The 18,685-nt window shown below is 41.8% G+C and carries 17 protein-coding genes and 1 pseudogene; 8 read left to right on the top strand and 10 right to left on the bottom strand.

The window, feature by feature from the left end; all coding sequences use genetic code 11:
- Positions 1-17 precede the first annotated feature (17 nt).
- From TOL2_RS03610 to TOL2_RS03595, 4 genes are all read right to left on the bottom strand, one after another.
- Entirely contained in the window at positions 18-1,421 is a 1,404-nt protein-coding gene (locus TOL2_RS03610; protein WP_014956183.1) for a sigma-54-dependent transcriptional regulator, read from the bottom strand.
- 125 nt (positions 1,422-1,546) lie between these two features.
- On the bottom strand, positions 1,547-2,002 hold the full coding sequence (locus tag TOL2_RS03605) for a hotdog family protein (RefSeq protein ID WP_014956182.1): 456 nt from the start codon (positions 2,000-2,002) through the stop codon (positions 1,547-1,549).
- A gap of 50 nt (positions 2,003-2,052) precedes the next feature.
- Positions 2,053-3,066: an MDR family oxidoreductase gene (locus TOL2_RS03600; RefSeq protein ID WP_014956181.1), complete on the bottom strand. Its 1,014-nt coding sequence runs from the start codon at positions 3,064-3,066 to the stop codon at positions 2,053-2,055.
- Between the two features lie 412 nt (positions 3,067-3,478).
- Positions 3,479-3,781: a superoxide dismutase gene (locus TOL2_RS03595; RefSeq protein ID WP_269764201.1), complete on the bottom strand. Its 303-nt coding sequence runs from the start codon at positions 3,779-3,781 to the stop codon at positions 3,479-3,481.
- 12 nt (positions 3,782-3,793) lie between these two features.
- Between TOL2_RS03595 and TOL2_RS03590 the strand changes: the two genes are divergently transcribed.
- The gene (locus tag TOL2_RS03590; RefSeq protein WP_014956179.1) at positions 3,794-4,171 is read left to right on the top strand and encodes a spore photoproduct lyase family protein; all 378 of its coding nucleotides are present in this window, start codon (positions 3,794-3,796) and stop codon (positions 4,169-4,171) included.
- 228 nt (positions 4,172-4,399) lie between these two features.
- Here the strand turns inward: TOL2_RS03590 and TOL2_RS03585 are convergent, their stop codons facing one another.
- The 3 genes from TOL2_RS03585 to TOL2_RS03575 are packed head-to-tail and all read right to left on the bottom strand — an operon-like array spanning position 4,400 to position 7,241.
- The gene (locus TOL2_RS03585; protein WP_014956178.1) at positions 4,400-5,716 is read right to left on the bottom strand and encodes a TRAP transporter large permease; all 1,317 of its coding nucleotides are present in this window, start codon (positions 5,714-5,716) and stop codon (positions 4,400-4,402) included.
- The gene (locus tag TOL2_RS03580) at positions 5,713-6,207 is read right to left on the bottom strand and encodes a TRAP transporter small permease (RefSeq protein WP_014956177.1); all 495 of its coding nucleotides are present in this window, start codon (positions 6,205-6,207) and stop codon (positions 5,713-5,715) included. Before TOL2_RS03580 ends, TOL2_RS03585 begins: the two co-directional genes overlap by 4 nt.
- A 29-nt stretch (positions 6,208-6,236) precedes the next feature.
- On the bottom strand, positions 6,237-7,241 hold the full coding sequence (locus TOL2_RS03575; protein WP_014956176.1) for a TRAP transporter substrate-binding protein: 1,005 nt from the start codon (positions 7,239-7,241) through the stop codon (positions 6,237-6,239).
- Between the two features lie 461 nt (positions 7,242-7,702).
- Between TOL2_RS03575 and TOL2_RS24770 the strand changes: the two genes are divergently transcribed.
- The gene (locus TOL2_RS24770) at positions 7,703-7,870 is read left to right on the top strand and encodes a hypothetical protein (protein WP_158406056.1); all 168 of its coding nucleotides are present in this window, start codon (positions 7,703-7,705) and stop codon (positions 7,868-7,870) included.
- Between the two features lie 297 nt (positions 7,871-8,167).
- Here TOL2_RS24770 and rhuM read toward each other — a convergent pair whose 3' ends face one another.
- Positions 8,168-9,151, bottom strand: coding sequence for a virulence RhuM family protein (gene rhuM / locus TOL2_RS03570; protein WP_014956175.1), 984 nt, complete (start codon positions 9,149-9,151; stop codon positions 8,168-8,170).
- A gap of 1 nt (position 9,152) precedes the next feature.
- The gene (locus TOL2_RS03565) at positions 9,153-9,491 is read right to left on the bottom strand and encodes a hypothetical protein (protein WP_014956174.1); all 339 of its coding nucleotides are present in this window, start codon (positions 9,489-9,491) and stop codon (positions 9,153-9,155) included.
- Between the two features lie 235 nt (positions 9,492-9,726).
- Here TOL2_RS03565 and TOL2_RS03560 point away from each other — a divergent pair, with 235 nt between their 5' ends.
- Positions 9,727-10,443, top strand: coding sequence for a transposase (locus TOL2_RS03560; RefSeq protein ID WP_014956173.1), 717 nt, complete (start codon positions 9,727-9,729; stop codon positions 10,441-10,443).
- Positions 10,430-11,203, top strand: a complete 774-nt coding sequence (locus TOL2_RS03555) for a hypothetical protein (protein ID WP_041279235.1) — start codon at positions 10,430-10,432, stop codon at positions 11,201-11,203. Before TOL2_RS03560 ends, TOL2_RS03555 begins: the two co-directional genes overlap by 14 nt.
- Before the next feature lie 470 nt (positions 11,204-11,673).
- On the opposite strand, the gene TOL2_RS03550 is transcribed toward TOL2_RS03555, so the two are convergent.
- Positions 11,674-14,799 (bottom strand): SIR2 family protein, encoded by a 3,126-nt coding sequence (locus TOL2_RS03550; protein ID WP_014956171.1) that lies wholly within the window; start codon positions 14,797-14,799, stop codon positions 11,674-11,676.
- Between the two features lie 206 nt (positions 14,800-15,005).
- Here TOL2_RS03550 and tnpA point away from each other — a divergent pair, with 206 nt between their 5' ends.
- From tnpA to TOL2_RS03525, 4 genes and pseudogenes are all read left to right on the top strand, one after another.
- A complete protein-coding gene (gene tnpA / locus TOL2_RS03545) occupies positions 15,006-15,326 on the top strand; it encodes an IS66 family insertion sequence element accessory protein TnpA (RefSeq protein WP_014956142.1) in 321 nt (106 codons plus the stop codon).
- The gene (gene tnpB, locus TOL2_RS03540; RefSeq protein ID WP_014956143.1) at positions 15,323-15,670 is read left to right on the top strand and encodes an IS66 family insertion sequence element accessory protein TnpB; all 348 of its coding nucleotides are present in this window, start codon (positions 15,323-15,325) and stop codon (positions 15,668-15,670) included. The genes tnpA and tnpB overlap by 4 nt, the downstream gene beginning before the upstream one ends.
- Positions 15,671-15,714: 44 nt before the next feature.
- Positions 15,715-17,247, top strand: coding sequence for an IS66 family transposase (tnpC, locus tag TOL2_RS03535; RefSeq protein ID WP_014956144.1), 1,533 nt, complete (start codon positions 15,715-15,717; stop codon positions 17,245-17,247).
- A gap of 86 nt (positions 17,248-17,333) precedes the next feature.
- A pseudogene (locus TOL2_RS03525) lies at positions 17,334-18,499 on the top strand (IS3 family transposase).
- Positions 18,500-18,685: the final 186 nt, after the last annotated feature.

The raw sequence follows: 18,685 nt of genomic DNA, 5'->3' as shown, positions 1-18,685 counted from the left end.
CAATACCTGTCAGGATTTCATAAGGGTTTCAATTTTTTCTGGTGTTTTTCCAGCAAATGATACAACCCGGATCTTGACACCCCGGAAAGATGACAAGCCCTTTCAATATTGCCTTTGGACAGTTTGATCAGAGAATCAAGGTATTGAGACTCATTGAGGTGCCGGAACTCTTTCAGACAGGGAAACTTGACATCCTCCATCTCAAGATTTTCCTGCCCCCCCCGGCCCAGGCTCTTGTTTGCAGCCATTTTTTTTTGACGACAATAAATTCTCACTTCCACCGGCAGATGATGGGGATTAAGCTTATGTTCATTCATGGCATTGGCAATGGACGAATGCAGAACACTGATCAATTCACGGATGTTTCCTTTCCAGTCGTACAGGATAAGGGTCTCTACAAAATCCCTGGAAACATCCTTGGTATGGATTCCGAACTGATCACAGATTTTTGCAATATAATGCCGGGTCAACAACTTGATGTCATCCAGCCTCTCCCTCAAAGGCGGCAGGTGGATATGGTAGGTCACAAGCCGGTAATAAAGGTCTTTTCTGAACCGCCCCTCTTCCACCATTTTTCTTAAATCCCGGTTGGTGGCGGATATCAACCGGAAATCACACTCCACTTCGGTTTTCAATCCAAGGGGACGATATTTTTTATTCTGCAATACCCTTAAAATTGATTTCTGGGCAGGTCCGGAAAGATCGCCAACCTCATCCAGAAAAAGGGTTCCTTTGTCCGCCTGCTTTACCAAGCCGTCACTGTGGGTGACCGCCCCTGTAAACGCGCCTTTTAAATGGCCGAACAAAAGACTTTCAACCAGATTGTCCGGAAGGTTTGTGCAATCCACCGTAACAAAATTTGCCGCTGCCCGTTTACTGTTCTCATGCACGGCTTTTGCAATCAGGTCTTTGCCGGTGCCGGTTTCTCCCGTGATAAAGAGATTGCCTTCGGTTTTTATGACCTTTGCAACAATATCCATGCATTTTTTTAATTTGATATTCTCACCAATGATAAAATCCGTGTTCAGGCGATCCTGGGCATCAAAGACAATTTTGTTTTTCCTGAACTGCAGGGCCCGTTTGAGGGTCAACTTGACGTCGTCATATGAAGGCGGTTTTTCCAGATAATCCCAGGCACCGTTTTTCAGGGCCATTTCAGCGCCTGAAATCTCGGATTTTCCTGTTATGATTATGATTTCAGGGGATGAGGGCGCATCAATAAAATTGTTAATCCCCTCAAGTCCGTTGGCATCCGGCAAAATAACATCCAGAAAAACAACATCCACATAAAATTCCTGTGCAAGGCCAAGCCCGTCGGAAAAATTTTGTGCCACACGGCATTGGTGACCCAGTTTTTTCATGTAACCGACAAAGGGGGCACAAAAGATCGGATCATCGTCAACGATTAAAACACTGGCCATATTGAACCCTTTCTTTGAAAAAATATTTTTCTTCAGAACCGGCCCTATTTATACACAGAATCTTCTATTTATCAAGCATGTTGGCTGAGTCCATTTTTTTGGACATCCAACATGAAACATCCGACTTACTCTTTTTTAGTGACCATCATTGTTGTTTGATATTCTATCACCTGCTGATCACGCTGGTTGTAAGCCCTGTTTTGGTAAACAAACAAGAACCTTTCCGGATTTTTGGTCGGACGAAGCTCAACAACCTCTGCTTCAGCTCTCAAGGTGTCCCCAAACATCACCGGAGACGTGATCTTCATATTGTCCACACCAATATAAGCATAAATTTCATATCCGTCCCCGGCCAGAAATTCGGCAATATTATCTGCATTATGAATCAGGCCGTCAGCCACGGTAAAGATTATGGGGCCTGCCAGTGAGCGTTCCTTGAACCAGGTTCCCCCGGCATATTCCGAATTGCTGTGAACTGACATATTAAACCAGTTGAGCTGATGCAGGATGGAAAAATCCCCCTTATCAAGCGTCCTGTTTACGCGACACAAAATTTTAGTGCCTGCTTCTATCTTACCCATAAGCCACTCCTCTTTTTTATATAATTTTTTTTTATTCCCCGATATTTTTATCATGCGTTGACGTCGATCACAATGTGGCCTGTAATATTACCCGCCAGGATTTCTTTGGCATACCTGGGTACATCTTCAAGTGGAATTACTGTGTTGATATTTGCCAGGGCTTCATCGGAAATATCAGTTACCAGCCTCTCCCAGGCGGCTATTCTCCTCGGAGTCGGGCACCACACCGAATCCACCCCTCGCAGACTCACCCCCCTCAGAATAAAGGGCATTACGGTAGCCGGCAGATCAGACCCGCCTGCCAGCCCGCAGGCGGCCACACATCCGCCGTATTTCATTTCAGACAATACCCTGGCAAGTACCTTGCTGCCGACATTGTCAACCGCACCAGCCCATTTCTGAGTTTCAAGAGGTGACGGCATCATGGTCCATTCTTCACCTCCGGCTATCTCTTTAGCTCCTATCCGTCTTAAGTAATCTTGTATGGATGCCTGCGTTGATCTTGTGAGCGCAGTAACGTCATACCCCAGTCTGGCAAGAATGGCCACTGCGTTGCTGCCCACGCCGCCGGTAGCACCGGTAACAATTACCGGACCGCTGCCCGGTGTCACCCCGGCTTCTTCCAGGGTCATGACCATTAGCATGGCTGTGTAACCGGCAGTCCCTATGGACATGGCCTTCCTGGTGTCCATGCCTTGGGGAAGGGGAATCAAAAAATCGGATTTTATTCTGGCCATCTGAGCGTAACCGCCCCAGTATCTCTCACCCACGCTCCATCCATTCAAGATTACCTGGTCGCCAGGGTTGAAATCAGGAGAGTTTGATTCAACCACTGTTCCTGCCAGGTCAACGCCCGGCACCATCGGGAAAAACCGAAATATTTTGTTGCGGTTTGCAAATCCCAGACCCTCTTTATAATTTAGGGTGGAATAGTCTACCTGAATCAGCACATCTTCTTCAGGCAAATCAGCAACCGTCAGCTGCTTCACCGTGGCAACCAGTTCACTTGGTTCACTTTCCGCCTTGTCTACAACAAGAGCCTTAAAGGTATCTTTATTTACCATTCTGAATACTCCTTATTCTACGATTTTATTCATAGCATTTTTTTGCTGTTTGCTTTTATCATCTTTTAAAGGTATTTTCGAACCGTAAATCCGCCAGCCTAAGTATGACTGAGAATACAATCATGGATTCATTTCAAATAATTTTATGACCAAAACGAGTCTGTGGAAACACATTCCTGGCGATCAAATTTATTATTTCAAAATAATTTCCTTGGGTAGCTCACTATCTCTAAGTTTGGCCCACCCAATTTAGATATCGGGGCTACCATTTTAAGCCGGAACACCCCATAAAATAAGGCTTTTCTGGAAGGCCCTGTTTCTGAGGCTTACGCGATGGAAGACTCTCATCAATCGGTTCAAACTGTCCCGCTTTATGTCGGTAGCCGATATCGGTTTTAATCGCCACTCTCAGTTAAACGAGATTGGAATTGACGAACTCCCAATTGACAAGATTGTTAAAAAAGACATCAAGGTAGCCGGCTCGGTCGTTTTGATAGTCAAGGTAGTATGCATGTTCCCATACATCCACCGTCAACAGGGGCTTAAAACCGTGAGCTATGGGGGTGTCGGCATTTGAAGTTTTCATAATCTCCAACGTGTTGTTTTTCATAACCAGCCATGCCCAGCCGCTGCCGAACTGAGTCAATCCGGCATTCTTAAACTGTTCGATGAAATTGTCATATCCTCCGAAATCGGCATTGATCTTGTCTGCAATGTCGCCTGGAGCATGAACTATGATGTTATCTCAAAGAAATTTGAGATCGGCGCGCCTACATTTGAAAGACGGCTCAAAGCAGCCGTAAAGGTTCAAGAGGCTGGATATCCGATACGAATCAGGCTTGACCCAATTGTTCCGATTGATGACTGGGAAAAAGCATATGCAAAAACCATTAAATCGATCTTTGACAAAGTTTTGCCTGAACGTATGACTCTTGGAACCCTTCGATTTGAAAGAGGGTTTTACAATATGCGGAATAGTATTTTCACCTCTGGTCCAACCCTGCCTGAAATATTGGATCAAATGGAACAGATGTTTGAACCCAAATTATTTGAAGGATCGAAAAGGCCTCTCACGTATGGCATCTGCAAAAGCCCAAAAGACTAAAGGGAATACCGACAAGACGTCTGCCAAAGCACCTGATATTAAGAAAGAGTACCAATGCCATAAAATCTGACGGTATTCTTTTTTTACCCTCTATAAAATATAACGTCCTCGGATTCTGAGTCACATTGGAAATTGGAAACCGGCTGCATTTCATGGTGGAGTCGGTGAAAGCCCGGTTTGAAGACCAGCACCAGTCAGTTTTGACGTAAAGCCGTATCCGCGCCGGTTTCAATACAGCAGGTTGGGCAGAAACAAAATGATCTGTGGAAACAGGATCAGAATGATGATGCCCACAATCAATGCGGCCATAAAAGGAATCACGCCCATGAAGATTGTCTGCAGCGGAATGGTTTGCCGGAACACGGTCTGTGCCACGCCATAAACCACGTACACGTTGATGCCGATGGGCGGGGTGATTACCCCCATCTGGGTGATCATGACAATCATCACCCCGAACCAGACGGGATCATACCCCAACTGCTGGACCACGGGATAGAAAATGGGCACGGTCAGGGTGACTAATGCCAGGGCATCGATAAAACAGCCGCCGATGAGATAGATGATCAAAATCACGCTCATGACCAGCACAGCGGGAATGTCCAGACCGGCCACCCATCCGGCGATTTCAAAGGGGATTCGTGTCACGGCCAGAAATTTGCTCAGGATCACGGCCCCCACGATCAGCATCATGACCATGCAGGAGGTGCGAAGGGCCTCCAGAACGGAATTTACAAATCCCTGCCAGGTGAGCTGCCGTCTGACCAAAGCGATCAGCAGAACACCGAAGGCACCTATGGCTGCAGCTTCCGTGGGTGTGAACAAGCCTATGAAAATTCCCACAATCACCAGGGCAAAGACCGCCAGAGTTTCGCCTAAACCCATAAGGGCTTTCAGCTTTTCCGTCCATGAAAAGGATTCACCCGGGGGGCCCTGCTCCGGGGAAATGGTGCATCGGATATAAATGCACAAAATGAACAGCAGCGTGATCAGCAAGGCCGGAAAAATGCCGGCCACAAACAGCGCCCCGATGGACTGCTGGGTTAAAATGCCGTATATGATCAGCACCACGGACGGGGGCATGATCATGCCGATGCTGCCTCCGGAGGCCACGGAACCGGTGGCCAGTTCATCGTCATAATTGTACCGCTTCATTTCCGGCAGCCCGATGGTGGCCATGGTGGCGGCAGTGGCCGGGCTGGATCCGCACACGGCTCCGAATGCGGTACACGCGGCCACCGTGGCCATGGCCAGCCCACCTCTGATATTGCCTAGAAATTTATATCCGGCGTCATACAGCCGTTTGCTGATACCTGAATTGAATCCCAGCTGGCCCATGAAAATGAACAAAGGAATGGTGGACAGGTCATAGGAAGCCAGGGTTTCATACACTTCTAGAGACAGCAGGGCCAGGCCAGCTTCGATATTGATGACATAGGAGAATCCCACATATCCCACCAGGGCCATGACAAATGCCACGGGCATTTGTGTCAGAAACAGTGCCAGCATGAAAACAATGCCGATAATACCGATGAGTGTCGGGCTCATTTTGAATCTCCTTTTCGCAGTTCCACAATATCAAGACAAATTGTTTCCAGAATGGTGATGGAAAAAAGCAGTAACCCGAAACCCAGGATATAAGCGATATAATAGGTGGGGAATTTCAAGCTCATGGATACTTCCCCCATCTGTCTGAGTTCCGCCGCATGCAGAAACATCTGCCATGTGATCAGTCCGAACAGAAACAGTGTTAAAGTCCGTGTGATCAGCCTGACCCAGATTTGGGTTTTTCGGGAAAAGGTCTGCATCAGAATTTCAACGCCCACATGGCCGCCTATTTTGTATGTATAGGGCAGGACCCCTGCCACGATGATGGTTGCCAGAAACCCGACGATTTCAACCGATCCGAATATCGGGTGTTTGAAAAACCGTCCGATGACATCCACCACAGTCAACAGCATCATGCCGACCAAGGCGATGCCGCCGATAAGTTTCATGGCGTTGGATAGTTTGTTCAGTGCCAGAGCAATCTGTCTCATTAAAACTCCTGTATATTGTAAGATACGGGTTATGGCTGCTGCAGACGGGCTTGGATGAAATCCACAACCACTTTGCCGTCAATGCCTCTTTTTGCCACGGATTGAATATAGTTTTCTAACAGGACCGATGATTTTTCAGCCCAGCGTTTTGATTCCTCATTGGTCTGGGAAATCACGGTGCCGCCTTTGGACAGAAAAAACGCCATGCCTTTCTTGTCCGCCTCATCCCAGACCTGTCCGTGTTTCAGTGCGTATTTTTTGTTGATGCGTGTGAAAATTTCCTGCTGTTTCGGGGTCAATTGATGCCATCTTTTCTGGTTCATGAACACGGCAAAGGTGGTGGTATATCCGCTGGAAAAGTTCTGGACCATATATTTGGCCACTTCTCCCAGTTTCCAGCCGTTGTTGGCTTCGACGGGATGGGCTGACCCGTCCACCACGCCTCGTTGGAGCATCTGATAGGTTTCCGCCATGGACTGGCCCACAGGCGTCCCGCCCAGGGCGGCGATGACTTCCCCGCTGGTGCCGGTTCCCCGGATTTTCAGGCCTTTGAGATCCGCAAGGCTATGGATGGGTTTGTTCCGGGTATGAATGACACCGGGTCCGTGGGCATGCAGATACATTACTTCGGTATTGTGCAGCTCTTCCGGATCGAACCGTTCCAGCACCTGGTTGGCCACGGCCGTAGCCTGGACCCCGGAGGTGTATCCCATGGGCAGGTCAATGGCTTCCAGCACCGGAAACCGGCCCCGGGAATAGGCGATGGCCGTCATGCCGATGTCCGCCACACCTTTTGCCACGGCAATATAAGTCTGCTGGGGCCGGGTCAGGGTAGAGGCCGGAAAATAGTTGAATACAATCTCGCCGTGGGTCTGTTCTTCAATTTCTTTGCACCAGCGTTCCGCCAGCTTACTGTGAACATGGGTGGGCGGAAAAAAGTTGGAATAGGTCAGCCGCATCTGAGCCCCGGCCGGTTGGATCAGAAAAAAAGTGGCACAGAAAACCAGAAACAATGGAACCGATCGTAAGCGCATTCAAAAAACCTCCTCAAGTCAGGCGGCCGTCTGAACCAGGGTCATTTTCATATGGCCGACTCCTGCTGTTTACATGCCGTCATTTTAGTATCACAATGCAACTATATTGTAGCATTGATTGGGGATTTATAACGAATGAACCTGCCGTTTGTCAAGAAAAATTCTGATTTTTTTCGCAAAATTTTCTAACGGTTTCGTTGACAAATCAACATTTATTTGATTGGGGCATTATATGGGATCGCTCATTCGAAACCTTTGCACGAGTCATCTATTCTTCCTCATATTCCCAATTTGGATATTGTTCATGACCCACATTCCACACCCATAACAGGCAAAATAGGCCAAATTATTTTTCAAGGCAATCGTTTGATTGGTGATTTATTTTCTGAATGCAATTTGACCTAGATTTTTCTAGTTTATTGCGTTATGCTCACCTCAATGAAAATTCATTCGAGGTGAGCATGAAACAGCAGATTCACGGATTCACGGTTCAGCATTTACCGATCATTACAGCATATGCAAAGAAAATTGGCGTAAGGGATGTCATCAATTCCTTTGGACGCCCTATGGAGATCTTCATGGGCTACAGATGGGTTAACCATTTGGCAAATGCACCGTTGTTTGTTTAAATCGAATTTTTTATTGTTTCAAGATATCTGTCACATTTCAAAATCTAATTTGACGCGATGGATATAAAAACCTATAATTTTTTAATATCTAACATAAAACACGGATGAGGATGATGATTAATAAAAAACACATTATAACCCTGTTAAAAGAATATAAAAAGAAACAAGCCAAAAAATTCGGGGTTACTAAAATGGGCATTTTTGGATCATACTTTGAATCCTGTTTTAGTATTTGAAAACCAAAATATATGATATTTATTAGTATTGCAATACGACTGTTTGCCCCCCATTTTTTTATTATTTGCTTTTATCATCTTTCAATAGTTTTTTCATTTCACGGTCAAAATCAGAGATATATTTTTTATCCTTTGCTTTTCTGTATTTCTCATATTCAACTTTTGCTTTTTCAACAGCCTTTTCATGGCTGACTTTTCCGGCATTGGTTAGAAGCTCTTTCTCACTGATTCGCAGAAAAGCATCCAGTTTTTGAATCCAGTCGTGCATTTTCATTAATCTGCCGCTTGTTGCCTGGAGTTCAGCAAAATCAAGGTACATGGAAACGATGAGATTGAGCTGCTTCAGTTCATCTTCTGAAAGATAATTTTTCGCGATTGTAATATCTCTTGTGGTTATATAGTTGCCTTGAAAATTGGTAAGTCCTAAAAATGGTTTGTCTGCATCTACTCTTTGGCTTATCATCTCTGCGGCTGTTTGGCCGTGAATGGCATAGTGCATTTTATTTTGGACGGTTGTAAAGAATTCTTTGGTTAGAGAGTCATCCTTTTTATAATCAATGCTGGTTGCATAAATATCGGTTACTTTCTGGTAAAAATTTCTTTCACTGCTCCTGATGTCCCGGATTCTTTGAAGAAGTTCTTCAAAATATCTTGATCTTGCTCCTTCCTGTTTCAAGCGGTCATCATCCATTGTAAAGCCTTTTACAATGTATTCATGAATCCGTTTAGTCGCCCACTGTCGAAATTTTGTTCCCTGTTTTGATTTAACCCTGTAACCAACTGAAATTATAACATCGAGATTGTAATAATTAGGGGCTTTTTGCTGAAATTCGGAAATTCCGAATTTCTTTAGTGTCCGGCTTTTTTCAAGCTCTTCTTCTGCATAAACATTTTTAATATGTTCGTTAATAGTGGATTTTGCTTTTCCAAAAAGCATTGCCATCTGATCTTGTGTCAGCCAGACGGTTTCATCTTCCAATTGCACCTGAAGTTTTGTTGTGCCGTCCGAATCGGTATAAATGATTATTTCTGAGTTCTGTTCCATTTTATTCCCCCTCCAAAATCGGCTTTAATATTTCAGGGAATTTTTCGGAAAAGCGGTTCATTCGTTTGACTATTTCACTATCCGGATCATTCAAACGGTTATGGAGTTCTGTTATTACCTGTTCTTTTTGATTGCCGAGGTCTGCTTTTAATGATGCCAATATTAAATTTTCCTCGTCACCTGAGATATCTTCGACAATCTTTTCAACACGATCTGTCAGGAGATACACTAAAGGTATTTTCGATCCGTAACTTATACCTGGGCAGAAAAGCCTATTTTGCCTGCTTTTCAAGCTTAAAAACTGTTTTAAATTTTCCAGTTTATTATTAAATTTTTCCATAAATATCTCTTTTTAAATTGCCATCGTTCGGTTAATCAGTTCAGGAATCGGAATATCAGTATTCTCAAATTTTTCGCTTTAACATCTGCGGCTTGTCCGTCAGAATATTTTTTGTTGGAATTATGTACTCGTGAGTCCTAAGTTCTTTGAAAATTTGCGTGACATCTGAAAAGGATGAGGGCATTCTGAACCTTCCAATATTTAAGCGACCAAACTCAACAAAGGAAGGCTCAAAATGCTACAGTATGTTTATCAGACCCTGACGTTTTTCCGCAAGGCTTTTTCAAGGAATATTACTTGGCTTATGTTTTGTATGGTAATACTGGGATTTATAGGTACCCATGAGATGAGAGCAGTCACTTCTTTTTGTCAAATTTGGGGTTTGAATACAACAGGTTACAAGGCACTTCTTCATTTTTTTAGAGCCTCCACCTGGTCCTTAGACAAAGTTGTAGAATTCTGGTGGAAATTTGTTCTTTCTCAAAATGAAACAGTGATTTCCCATGAGCGAGCAGTTTTATTGGGTGACCATACCTGTGTTCCAAAGGACGGACGTCAAATGCCATGTGTGGTTACCATGCACCAGCATTCAGAAACCCAGAGCAAGCCATCCTATTTTCGGGGACACTATTGGGGTGCTATCGGTATGCTGATTGGTTCCATGGCCTCTCCTTTTTGCATACCATTGTCTGTTGGAATTCATCAAGGTCTTGTTCATGTAAAAGAGAAAGGTCAAAGTAAAGAAAGCAATGATACGTTGGGAACACGTATCATTCAAATGGCTCTTGATTTTGCCATAAGACACGATATACCGAGCATCCTCGTACTGGATGCTTTTTTCCCCTGGCCGGGCTGTATTTATATTGGCCCAAGCTGTGTGGTCGATCAGGCATCAATGTCCGCTGTTGACCTTGGTTATAAGAGCCAAAAAAAATTGTGTGGCTTATTTTGAAGCGGAGCAGCCACGAAAGAAGGGGCCAGGGCGTCCACGCAAATATGGTAAAAAAATCAAGGTGTTCGACCTGTTTGATCAGCGAGAACGCTTTTCAGATGTGGAATGCGCTATTTATGGAAAAGTTGAAACGGTTTCAATTGCTTCTCTGAATTTATTGTGGAAGCCGACAGCAGGTTTAATTCGCTTTGTGTTGGCGGTGACCAAGCGTGGGCCTATTATATTGATGTGCAGTGACTTGAATCAGGATCCTGTTGCCGCGCTTGAGCTTTATTGTACCAGAGTTCGTATTGAAACCATGTTTGACATGCTAAAAAATCTCATGGGTGTTTTCCATTATCGATTTTGGACTAAAAGCCTGGAGCGTCATTCCCGGAAACCCAGAAAGAACAAAGATTTAAAAAAACCGACGAGCGGTGAGCAAATGGGAAAAATTAGGCTTTGCTTTGCTGCATATGAACGTTTTGTGATGATCGGATCTATCGCTCTGGGGTTGTTGCAATTAATATCGATCAAATATGAGAAATCTGTATGGAAGGAGTTCAAAGGGTTTCTGAGAACAAAATCTCGAAAATTACCATCTGAACGGACGGTAAAATTCGTTATTGCCGATTTGCTTGTCCGAGATTTATTCAGCATCGCTCCTGGCGCGGTAATACGAGTAATTCAAGGCTATATTTTTACGAAAAAAATAGTTGAACCAGAAGGTCAATGGTCAGAGTCGAAACCAAAATTGAAAAGTACCGTCATTGAGACGTGACGAAGGTGTTATGAATCGAATTTTCTGGCCATAAAATTAGAAATTGGGGGAGAGGTGCGTTCATGTCTTCCAGAAGAACTTAGGACTCACGAGTTATGTATAGTGTCCCCGGAATTCCACCGTACTATTGTGGGAACGAACAGCGCCCCTTCTGGTCTGGTGAATGTGCTGGTTCGGCGATTTTTGCCGTTTTTTATTGCTACACCTGTAGTGTCAAATTCCATATGCCTGGATCGCCCGTGCTGGTTGTAATTACAGGATGCTTTGCTACGCTAAGAATTCTTTGTGTTTCATCTGGCATCGTAAAAATTTTTTTTTATAAGTGTCCATATAGTTCCCTGTATTGTATTTAGTCAGCACCGCGTTCCAGGCGGCGCAGCCGCCTGGAACGTCAAGCATAAGGCGAGGCGGCTTTTTGCCGTCGCTCTTGATGCTTTTGTTCTGTTTTCCTACTTTATTTATTCATGCGCTTATATAAAATATCTATAATCATATTCTATCTTTTCTTTGTTCTCTATCAATTTACCAATTCTTGCGATATCATTTGATGATGATATTGTTGCTGGTAATTGTGAATACATATTTAGAGAATTCCAATTCATTTTTGTTAGTCCTAAAATTTCATTTGCAATTTGTTCCAAGCTTCCTGCTCCATGATGTTTTATAATTCTTAATGGCTTAGGAACATACCTACCTCCAGGAAAAAAATTGAATTTTGGGTTGTTGACTGACAGCACGACACCATGTGCCCATAATAATGCTTCCTTTTTATTCAATTGAATGCACGTACCTCTTGAAACAGAATAGCCATCAATTTGAGTTTTTCCCTTCAAAATCTTGCTTGAAACATACTTAATATCGTTCTCAAAATTTATTTCAATTAAATCTACCGCTTCAATATTTGTATTATCATAAAGACTGTCCAAAATTCCTTGCTTTTCATCTTCTGTGAAGAATGTTCTTTTATGAATTACTACTCTTTTAGGAACAACATTCATTGATTCATAAAAGAGGTTTATAACACTTCTTCCAAAATCATATGCGTCATCATAACTTAAATGCGGTTTTTTGTGTCTCCATTGGATTCTGTCATTACTTATTTTAGATAGTTTATATTTCAGGCCTTCACCAGTTGAACTATATATATGGCTACAGCCTAAAATGATATGACTATCGTTTTCAGTTTTTGAATCAACGCTATATCCAATTCCTGCAAATGCAGTTGTTTTGTCTGTGTTATTTAATATCCAAGGGGTTCTAAACGATTTTACAAAATATGATAACGACAACCACCAATTTATTTGACAGCTTTGTTTGTTATCTTTGATTGTTTTTTCTCTAATAAATTGCGATGTAACGCCTTTTTCAACACAGAATGCCTTTACATAATCATGTAAATCAAAAGATTCTCCATTATCATAGTACCCGGTAAAGTGTTCCCACCTACTTGGAATGTATATGATAATTACTTTTTGACCACCCATAGATGTTAGTTTGGTAATTTTTTCACAAATATTTCTCTTAATTTCATGTACATTTTCTTTGTATTTTTGATTTTTCAGTTCATCAATATTTTCCCAATTCAGAGAATTTTGGGAAGGAATATTTAGACTTACTCCATAAATGTTATAAAAGCCCAAAAAATCAATTAGATAATCCTCTTTTTGACTATATTTTTTTATTTCTTGATTCTGTTTTAATAAGAAATTAAACAATTCATCAGAATCCTGAAGAGGCGAAATCACAGCTAAATTAATGGAATTTTCAAGAAATGTATTTAGGCTAGTTTCAAAAGGTTTATAATTTACTAAACCTCTCATGGGATGAGTGTCGTGTGCATTTCTTTCACCATTTATTGTAGAAAATAAAAGTTCAGCTTCTTTGAATTGCACACCCTTTAGCTCAATGTATTTCTGCGGGACATTATGTGAATTGCTATATTTATTATTAAGATCACAAATATTTGTAAAAATTGGTGCCTTACCTATTACAAAATTGAATCCACTTGCTGAATTTATAGGAAAGTCAAATTTTGTTTTAACAAATAATTTATTTCTCCACTTTTCGATATATTCGTTAAATTGTTTATTCCATATTCTGTGAAAAAAATTTATTCCTACTTGCTGTATAACCTCTTTATTTATATCTTCTTTATCCAATGAAAAACTTGGATTCAGAGAAAGATAATATTCTCCATCAATCCTTTCAAGAGTGAATTTAATTGCATCATAAACTTTTTGATATGCAATAGTTTGGCTGTGCTTCGACCAGACTTTATTTCTGAAGTTAGTCTCCAAATTGTTTGATGATGAAAATATTTTACAAATGGAAGACAATAATAAAGAACGTATACCTGAATTATAAATTTTAATATTCGTAAGCGGTTTTCTTACAATATTTCCCTGTATTACTTCTTCGAACACTTCTTTAATTGATTCCAATGCCCCAAAAGCCCATATCATTTTCTGAAAAGGGATTGCAGAAATGTCTTTTCGTTTTAAAGTTTTTTCATTTACATAATCCCAAGGATTATCTTTAATATTTGCTTCAAAAACGAAGACTTCATCGGGAAATTTTATTGGAAAACAATTGCTCTTAAGAACCTTATTAATTCTTTCCAGCTTTAAATTAAAAGGAACAAATTGATCACTATTATTTTCACCTTTTAGTATTTGTTTAAGTTCTTGTTTTAAAAAATTATTATCATCAATAATTAATTTTGTGAGATGAAGCATTGTGGAATCAAATCCATCAATAGGAATATAAAATGCGGTTCTTCCTTTACTCTTTACAAAATGCAATAATTCAGACACCTCAGAATTAGATTTCCCTCCATATCCGCACCAAAATAAAATTCCAGCACCTTTTTTTGAATATGCACTCTTAAGTGTGCTCATCAATGATGAATCTCGCCCGCTATAGCCAAGCACTATAAGGTTCTTATCACTTATGTAATCAATTAATTTTTGCCTAAAAGTTTCATCTTGATTTTGTAATTCTTCACTTGTATTTTTTAGGTCTCCAAACTTAAAATCACCATGAAGTTTGATAATAGGTAATTCATTTTTATTTTGAGTTCTTTGATTTATACGTTCGACAGTATCTAAAGCTACCTCTATCCCTTGCACTCCACCTAACACGCATGAGTTCAGGATTAAATCATCGAAATTAGTAGTCCAGACTGAATCTAATATGCCTTGTTTCACAAGTATTGGAATTGTTTTGTACCCAACGGATGGCTTGACATTTGAACAAATTTTCTGAAAATATTGATTTCTGTTTTTTTCAATAGGAAAGCATTTCTTAGCATAAAAGGAATATTCTTTTGGGGAGTCATATTCAATATAACCACCTTGATTATCAAGCCAGTTTTGAATTTTTCCCTGAACTTTTGGGTTTTTATAATTCTCTATCCAATCCTGCGTGATTGAATTGTTACTTTTATAAATTATTTTTTTCCAATCCCATATACAGTCATAAGCCGAAGGAATCCCAGAGCTAATTGAACAACCAGCACCTAATAGTAAAGAATATGTATCATTCTTACTGATAACTACAGACCTTAAAAATTCATCAAATTGTAATTGATCATTCATATATTATACTCTTCCTGGAACAGAACATGAAAATCTGCGATTTATCCGTCAACATTTTCGTTATTTTAGCGAGCAAGAGTCAAATAAAGAGCCCCTTTGTTTTTTTTTAACATCTCACGTAGATTTATAGGTAAGCGGTAATTAAACCCCATCTACTAAGGCCTCCAGATTTCGCTTAATATTTCTTCTCAAAAAGGAGGTGTGTATTGAGCAAATCGTGGAAGAAAATAAACGAAGAAAAGGCAATATTCTGGAAAACACATATCGATCAATGGACTGAATCCCGCCTGTCCCAAATAGAGTACTGCCGCCAGAATGGCCTGAGGCCGAACAGGTTCACCTATTGGAAGATTAAATTCGGTAAACCAAATCAGCCCACAGGACTGGTTCAGGTTCCTGTGCCGACTCACTTTTGTCAAGCAGGGCTAAAACTGAATATAGGCCGGGAACTGCAAGTGGAAATCCCCGACGGTTTTAAGAAAGAAACCCTTGAGCAGGTGCTTTCTGTATTGAAGGCTGTCCAATGATGAATTTTCCGTCAGACACCAAGGTCTATCTATTCTTAGGCGCAACGGATATGCGCAAAGCTATTAACGGATTGTCCGTCATTGTCAGTGAACAGATGCAACTTGACATATTTTCCTCCAACTTGTTTGTATTCTGCAACCGGACGCAGACCATTTTAAAAATTTTATACTGGGATAAAAATGGCTTCTGTATGTGGCAGAAACGTCTTGAAAAAGACCGTTTCAAGTGGCCGAAAACATCTGACGATGTCATGAATATTACCAGTCGAGAGTTGTCCTGGTTAGTTGACGGCCTGAATATAAATCAGGCACATAAACCCTTGAAATATTCCATGATTTATTGATGTTAAAACTATGAAAAAGCCCGTGGTTATGGTATATACAGTCCATGACTAAAGGCAAGGTAAAAGGTAATCGGAATCTGGATGAAGTGAAGAAAATTGCTTGTGATTTGATTGATGAGAATCAAATCCTTAAAGAGCAGGTTAAATCACTTCAGAATATGATCTTTGGTCGCAAATCAGAGAAAACGCCTAAAGATGACGGGCAAATGTCTCTGTTCGATATGCCTGAACCCGAACTTCCTATCCTGGAAAAAGAGGAGGAAGACGTAACGATTGGTGAACATACCCGTAAAAAACGTGGCCGCAAGCCTTTACCCGCCGATCTTCCCCGTATAGATGTTATACATGAACTCAGCGAGGATGAAAGACAGTGCAACTGCGGTTGCCTTAAGGAACGCATCGGCCAGGAAGAGTCAGAACAACTGGACTATATCCCTGCCAAAGTAAGGGTACTTCGAAACATCCGGTATAAATACGCCTGCAAAAATTGTGAAGGTGTGGAAGACGACGGCCCCACCGTGTCAATTGCCAGGATGCCTGAACAGATTATCCCCAAAAGCATTGCTACCCCGGGCCTTCTGGCACATATTCTGACCGCAAAATTTGCAGATGCCCTGCCGTTTTACCGTCAGGAAAAGCAATTTACCAGGATCGGTATTGAACTTGGCCGGTCGACCATGTGTACATGGGCCATGAAAGTCGCTGACGCCTGTGATATTCTAATCGACATGATGCAAAAGGACATACTGGCAAGCCCGATGATTGGTGCTGATGAAACACCTCTTCTGGTCTTAAAGGGCCCCCGGAAATCAAAATCATATATGTGGATTTTTAGAGGTGGTCCGCCTGATATGCCAATTATTCAATTCCAATATCATCCGACACGATCCGGAGATGTTGCCGCATCATTTTTGAATGGATACAAAGGCATTGTTCAGACGGATGGCTATAAAGGATATGATTTTCTGGACAAAATAACAGATATCATTCATGTGGCATGCTGGACTCACGCCCGCAGGGGATTTAAAAATGTAACAAAAGCTGCAGGGAATAAAAAGAGTTCATCGGGCAATGCCGGCACCGCTTTAAAGTATATCAGTCTGCTTTATAAAATTGAAAAAGAAGCCCGGGTGCAGGAATTAACGCCTGACCAATTATATGCTCGGAGGCAAAAAGAAGCGGTTCCAATTTTAGAAGAGTTCAAGAAATGGCTTGATGCAAGAGTGGAAAAAGTTCCTCCCAAAAGTCTGCTTGGCAAGGCGATCCATTATACTCTCAACCAATGGCACAGGCTCATCCAATACACGACCGACGGAATCATCAGGCCTGATAACAATCTGGTTGAAAATGCCATCCGACCTTTTGTGGTCGGACGAAAGAATTGGCTTTTCTCGGACACCGTTAAGGGTGCCCGGGCCAGTGCACTGATTTACAGCTTGATTGAAACAGCCAAATCAAATGGGCTGGAGCCATATTGGTATCTCAAATATCTGTTTGAACACTTGCCTGAGGCTATGACGGAAGATGATTTTAAGGCGTTGCTTCCATACAATGTCGATAAAAAACAGTTGGCTTGACCTTCCGCCCCCTGAGTGGGGTTAAAACATCGCTTACGTAGATTTATAGTGGACCCCGAAAACTGGACAATGTGTTAAGATAAAATATAACAGTCCAGAAAGGGGATATTTTGAAACGAAAAAACTACAGTAAAGAATTAAAAAGCAAGGTCGCATTGGCAGCCATAAAAGGAAATCAAACTGTCAATGAGATAGCCTCTGAGTTCGGCATTCATGCTAGTCTTGTAAATCGGTGGAAAAAGGAAGCCATAGAAGCCCTGCCATTGGTTTTTGGCAATAGCAAGGCAAAACAAACCAAAGAAGCCGAAATTGAGCGAGACTGTCTTTATCAAACGGTTGGTAAACTCCAGGTTGAACTGGATTGGTTAAAAAAAAACACCGGACACCTTTAATGAGTATTGAAGAAAAAAAACAGCGAATTCAATCCAAGCACTCTAAAATCAGTATTCAAAGGCAATGTGAGTTGATAGGACTGCCTCGTTCCAGCTATTACCGTGAAAGCCGGGGGGAACAGGAAACGCCTGAAAATCTTGAGCTAATGAAACTCATTGACATTGAATATACTGATCATCCGTTCTATGGTACCCGCCAAATGCGCAATATTATGAGACGCAAAGGATATAAGATTAACCGAAAACGGGTTCAGCGATTGATGCGGAAAATGGGAATTCAATCCATTGCACCGAAGCCGAATACCAGTAAGGCTCATCCCCAAAATAAAGTGTATCCATATCTTTTGAGAACTTTTGATGTAACCAGATCAAATCAGGTGTGGTCTACGGATATAACCTATATCCCACTTTCTGGTGGTTTCGTTTATTTGACGGCGGTCATGGACTGGCATAGTCGTTATGTCCTCTCTTGGGAACTTTCTATAACCATGGACAAGGAATTTTGTATATCCTCTCTGGAAAGGGCACTGCGATGTCATGGGACCCCCTATATATTCAACACGGATCAAGGATCTCAATACACAAGTCACGAGTTTACAAAAGTATTGAAAGATAAGGACATTAAAATCAGTATGGATGGGAAAGGCCGGTGTATGGACAATATTTTCATAGAACGGCTATGGCGCAGCGTGAAATATGAAGAAATTTATGTAAACGAATTTCAATCCGTTGAGCAGCTGCGCAAGTCCTTGAAAAAATATTTCAATTTTTACAACCATGAACGACCTCACCAGAGTTTTAACGGGCAAACGCCAGCCGAAATATATTATGGTAAAAATCAGTTGAGGTTGGTGGGATGATGAAAACGATGTACCGAAAAACCCGCTCCAGCGGAAACCAACACCTTCCGACGGGCAGATTTTGGGGTGCCCATTCTCAGGGCCTGGTTTCCACTTCCGCTAGTCGCCGAAGCAAATCTGAACGCCGAACCGTGACACAGAATTACGAACATTTTCAAAATGGAAAATGACGCTTAAATTGAATGA

The sequence above is a fragment of the Desulfobacula toluolica Tol2 genome (genome assembly GCF_000307105.1).
Taxonomy (GTDB): domain Bacteria; phylum Desulfobacterota; class Desulfobacteria; order Desulfobacterales; family Desulfobacteraceae; genus Desulfobacula; species Desulfobacula toluolica.
This window is presented reverse-complemented; position numbering and strand designations above follow the sequence as displayed.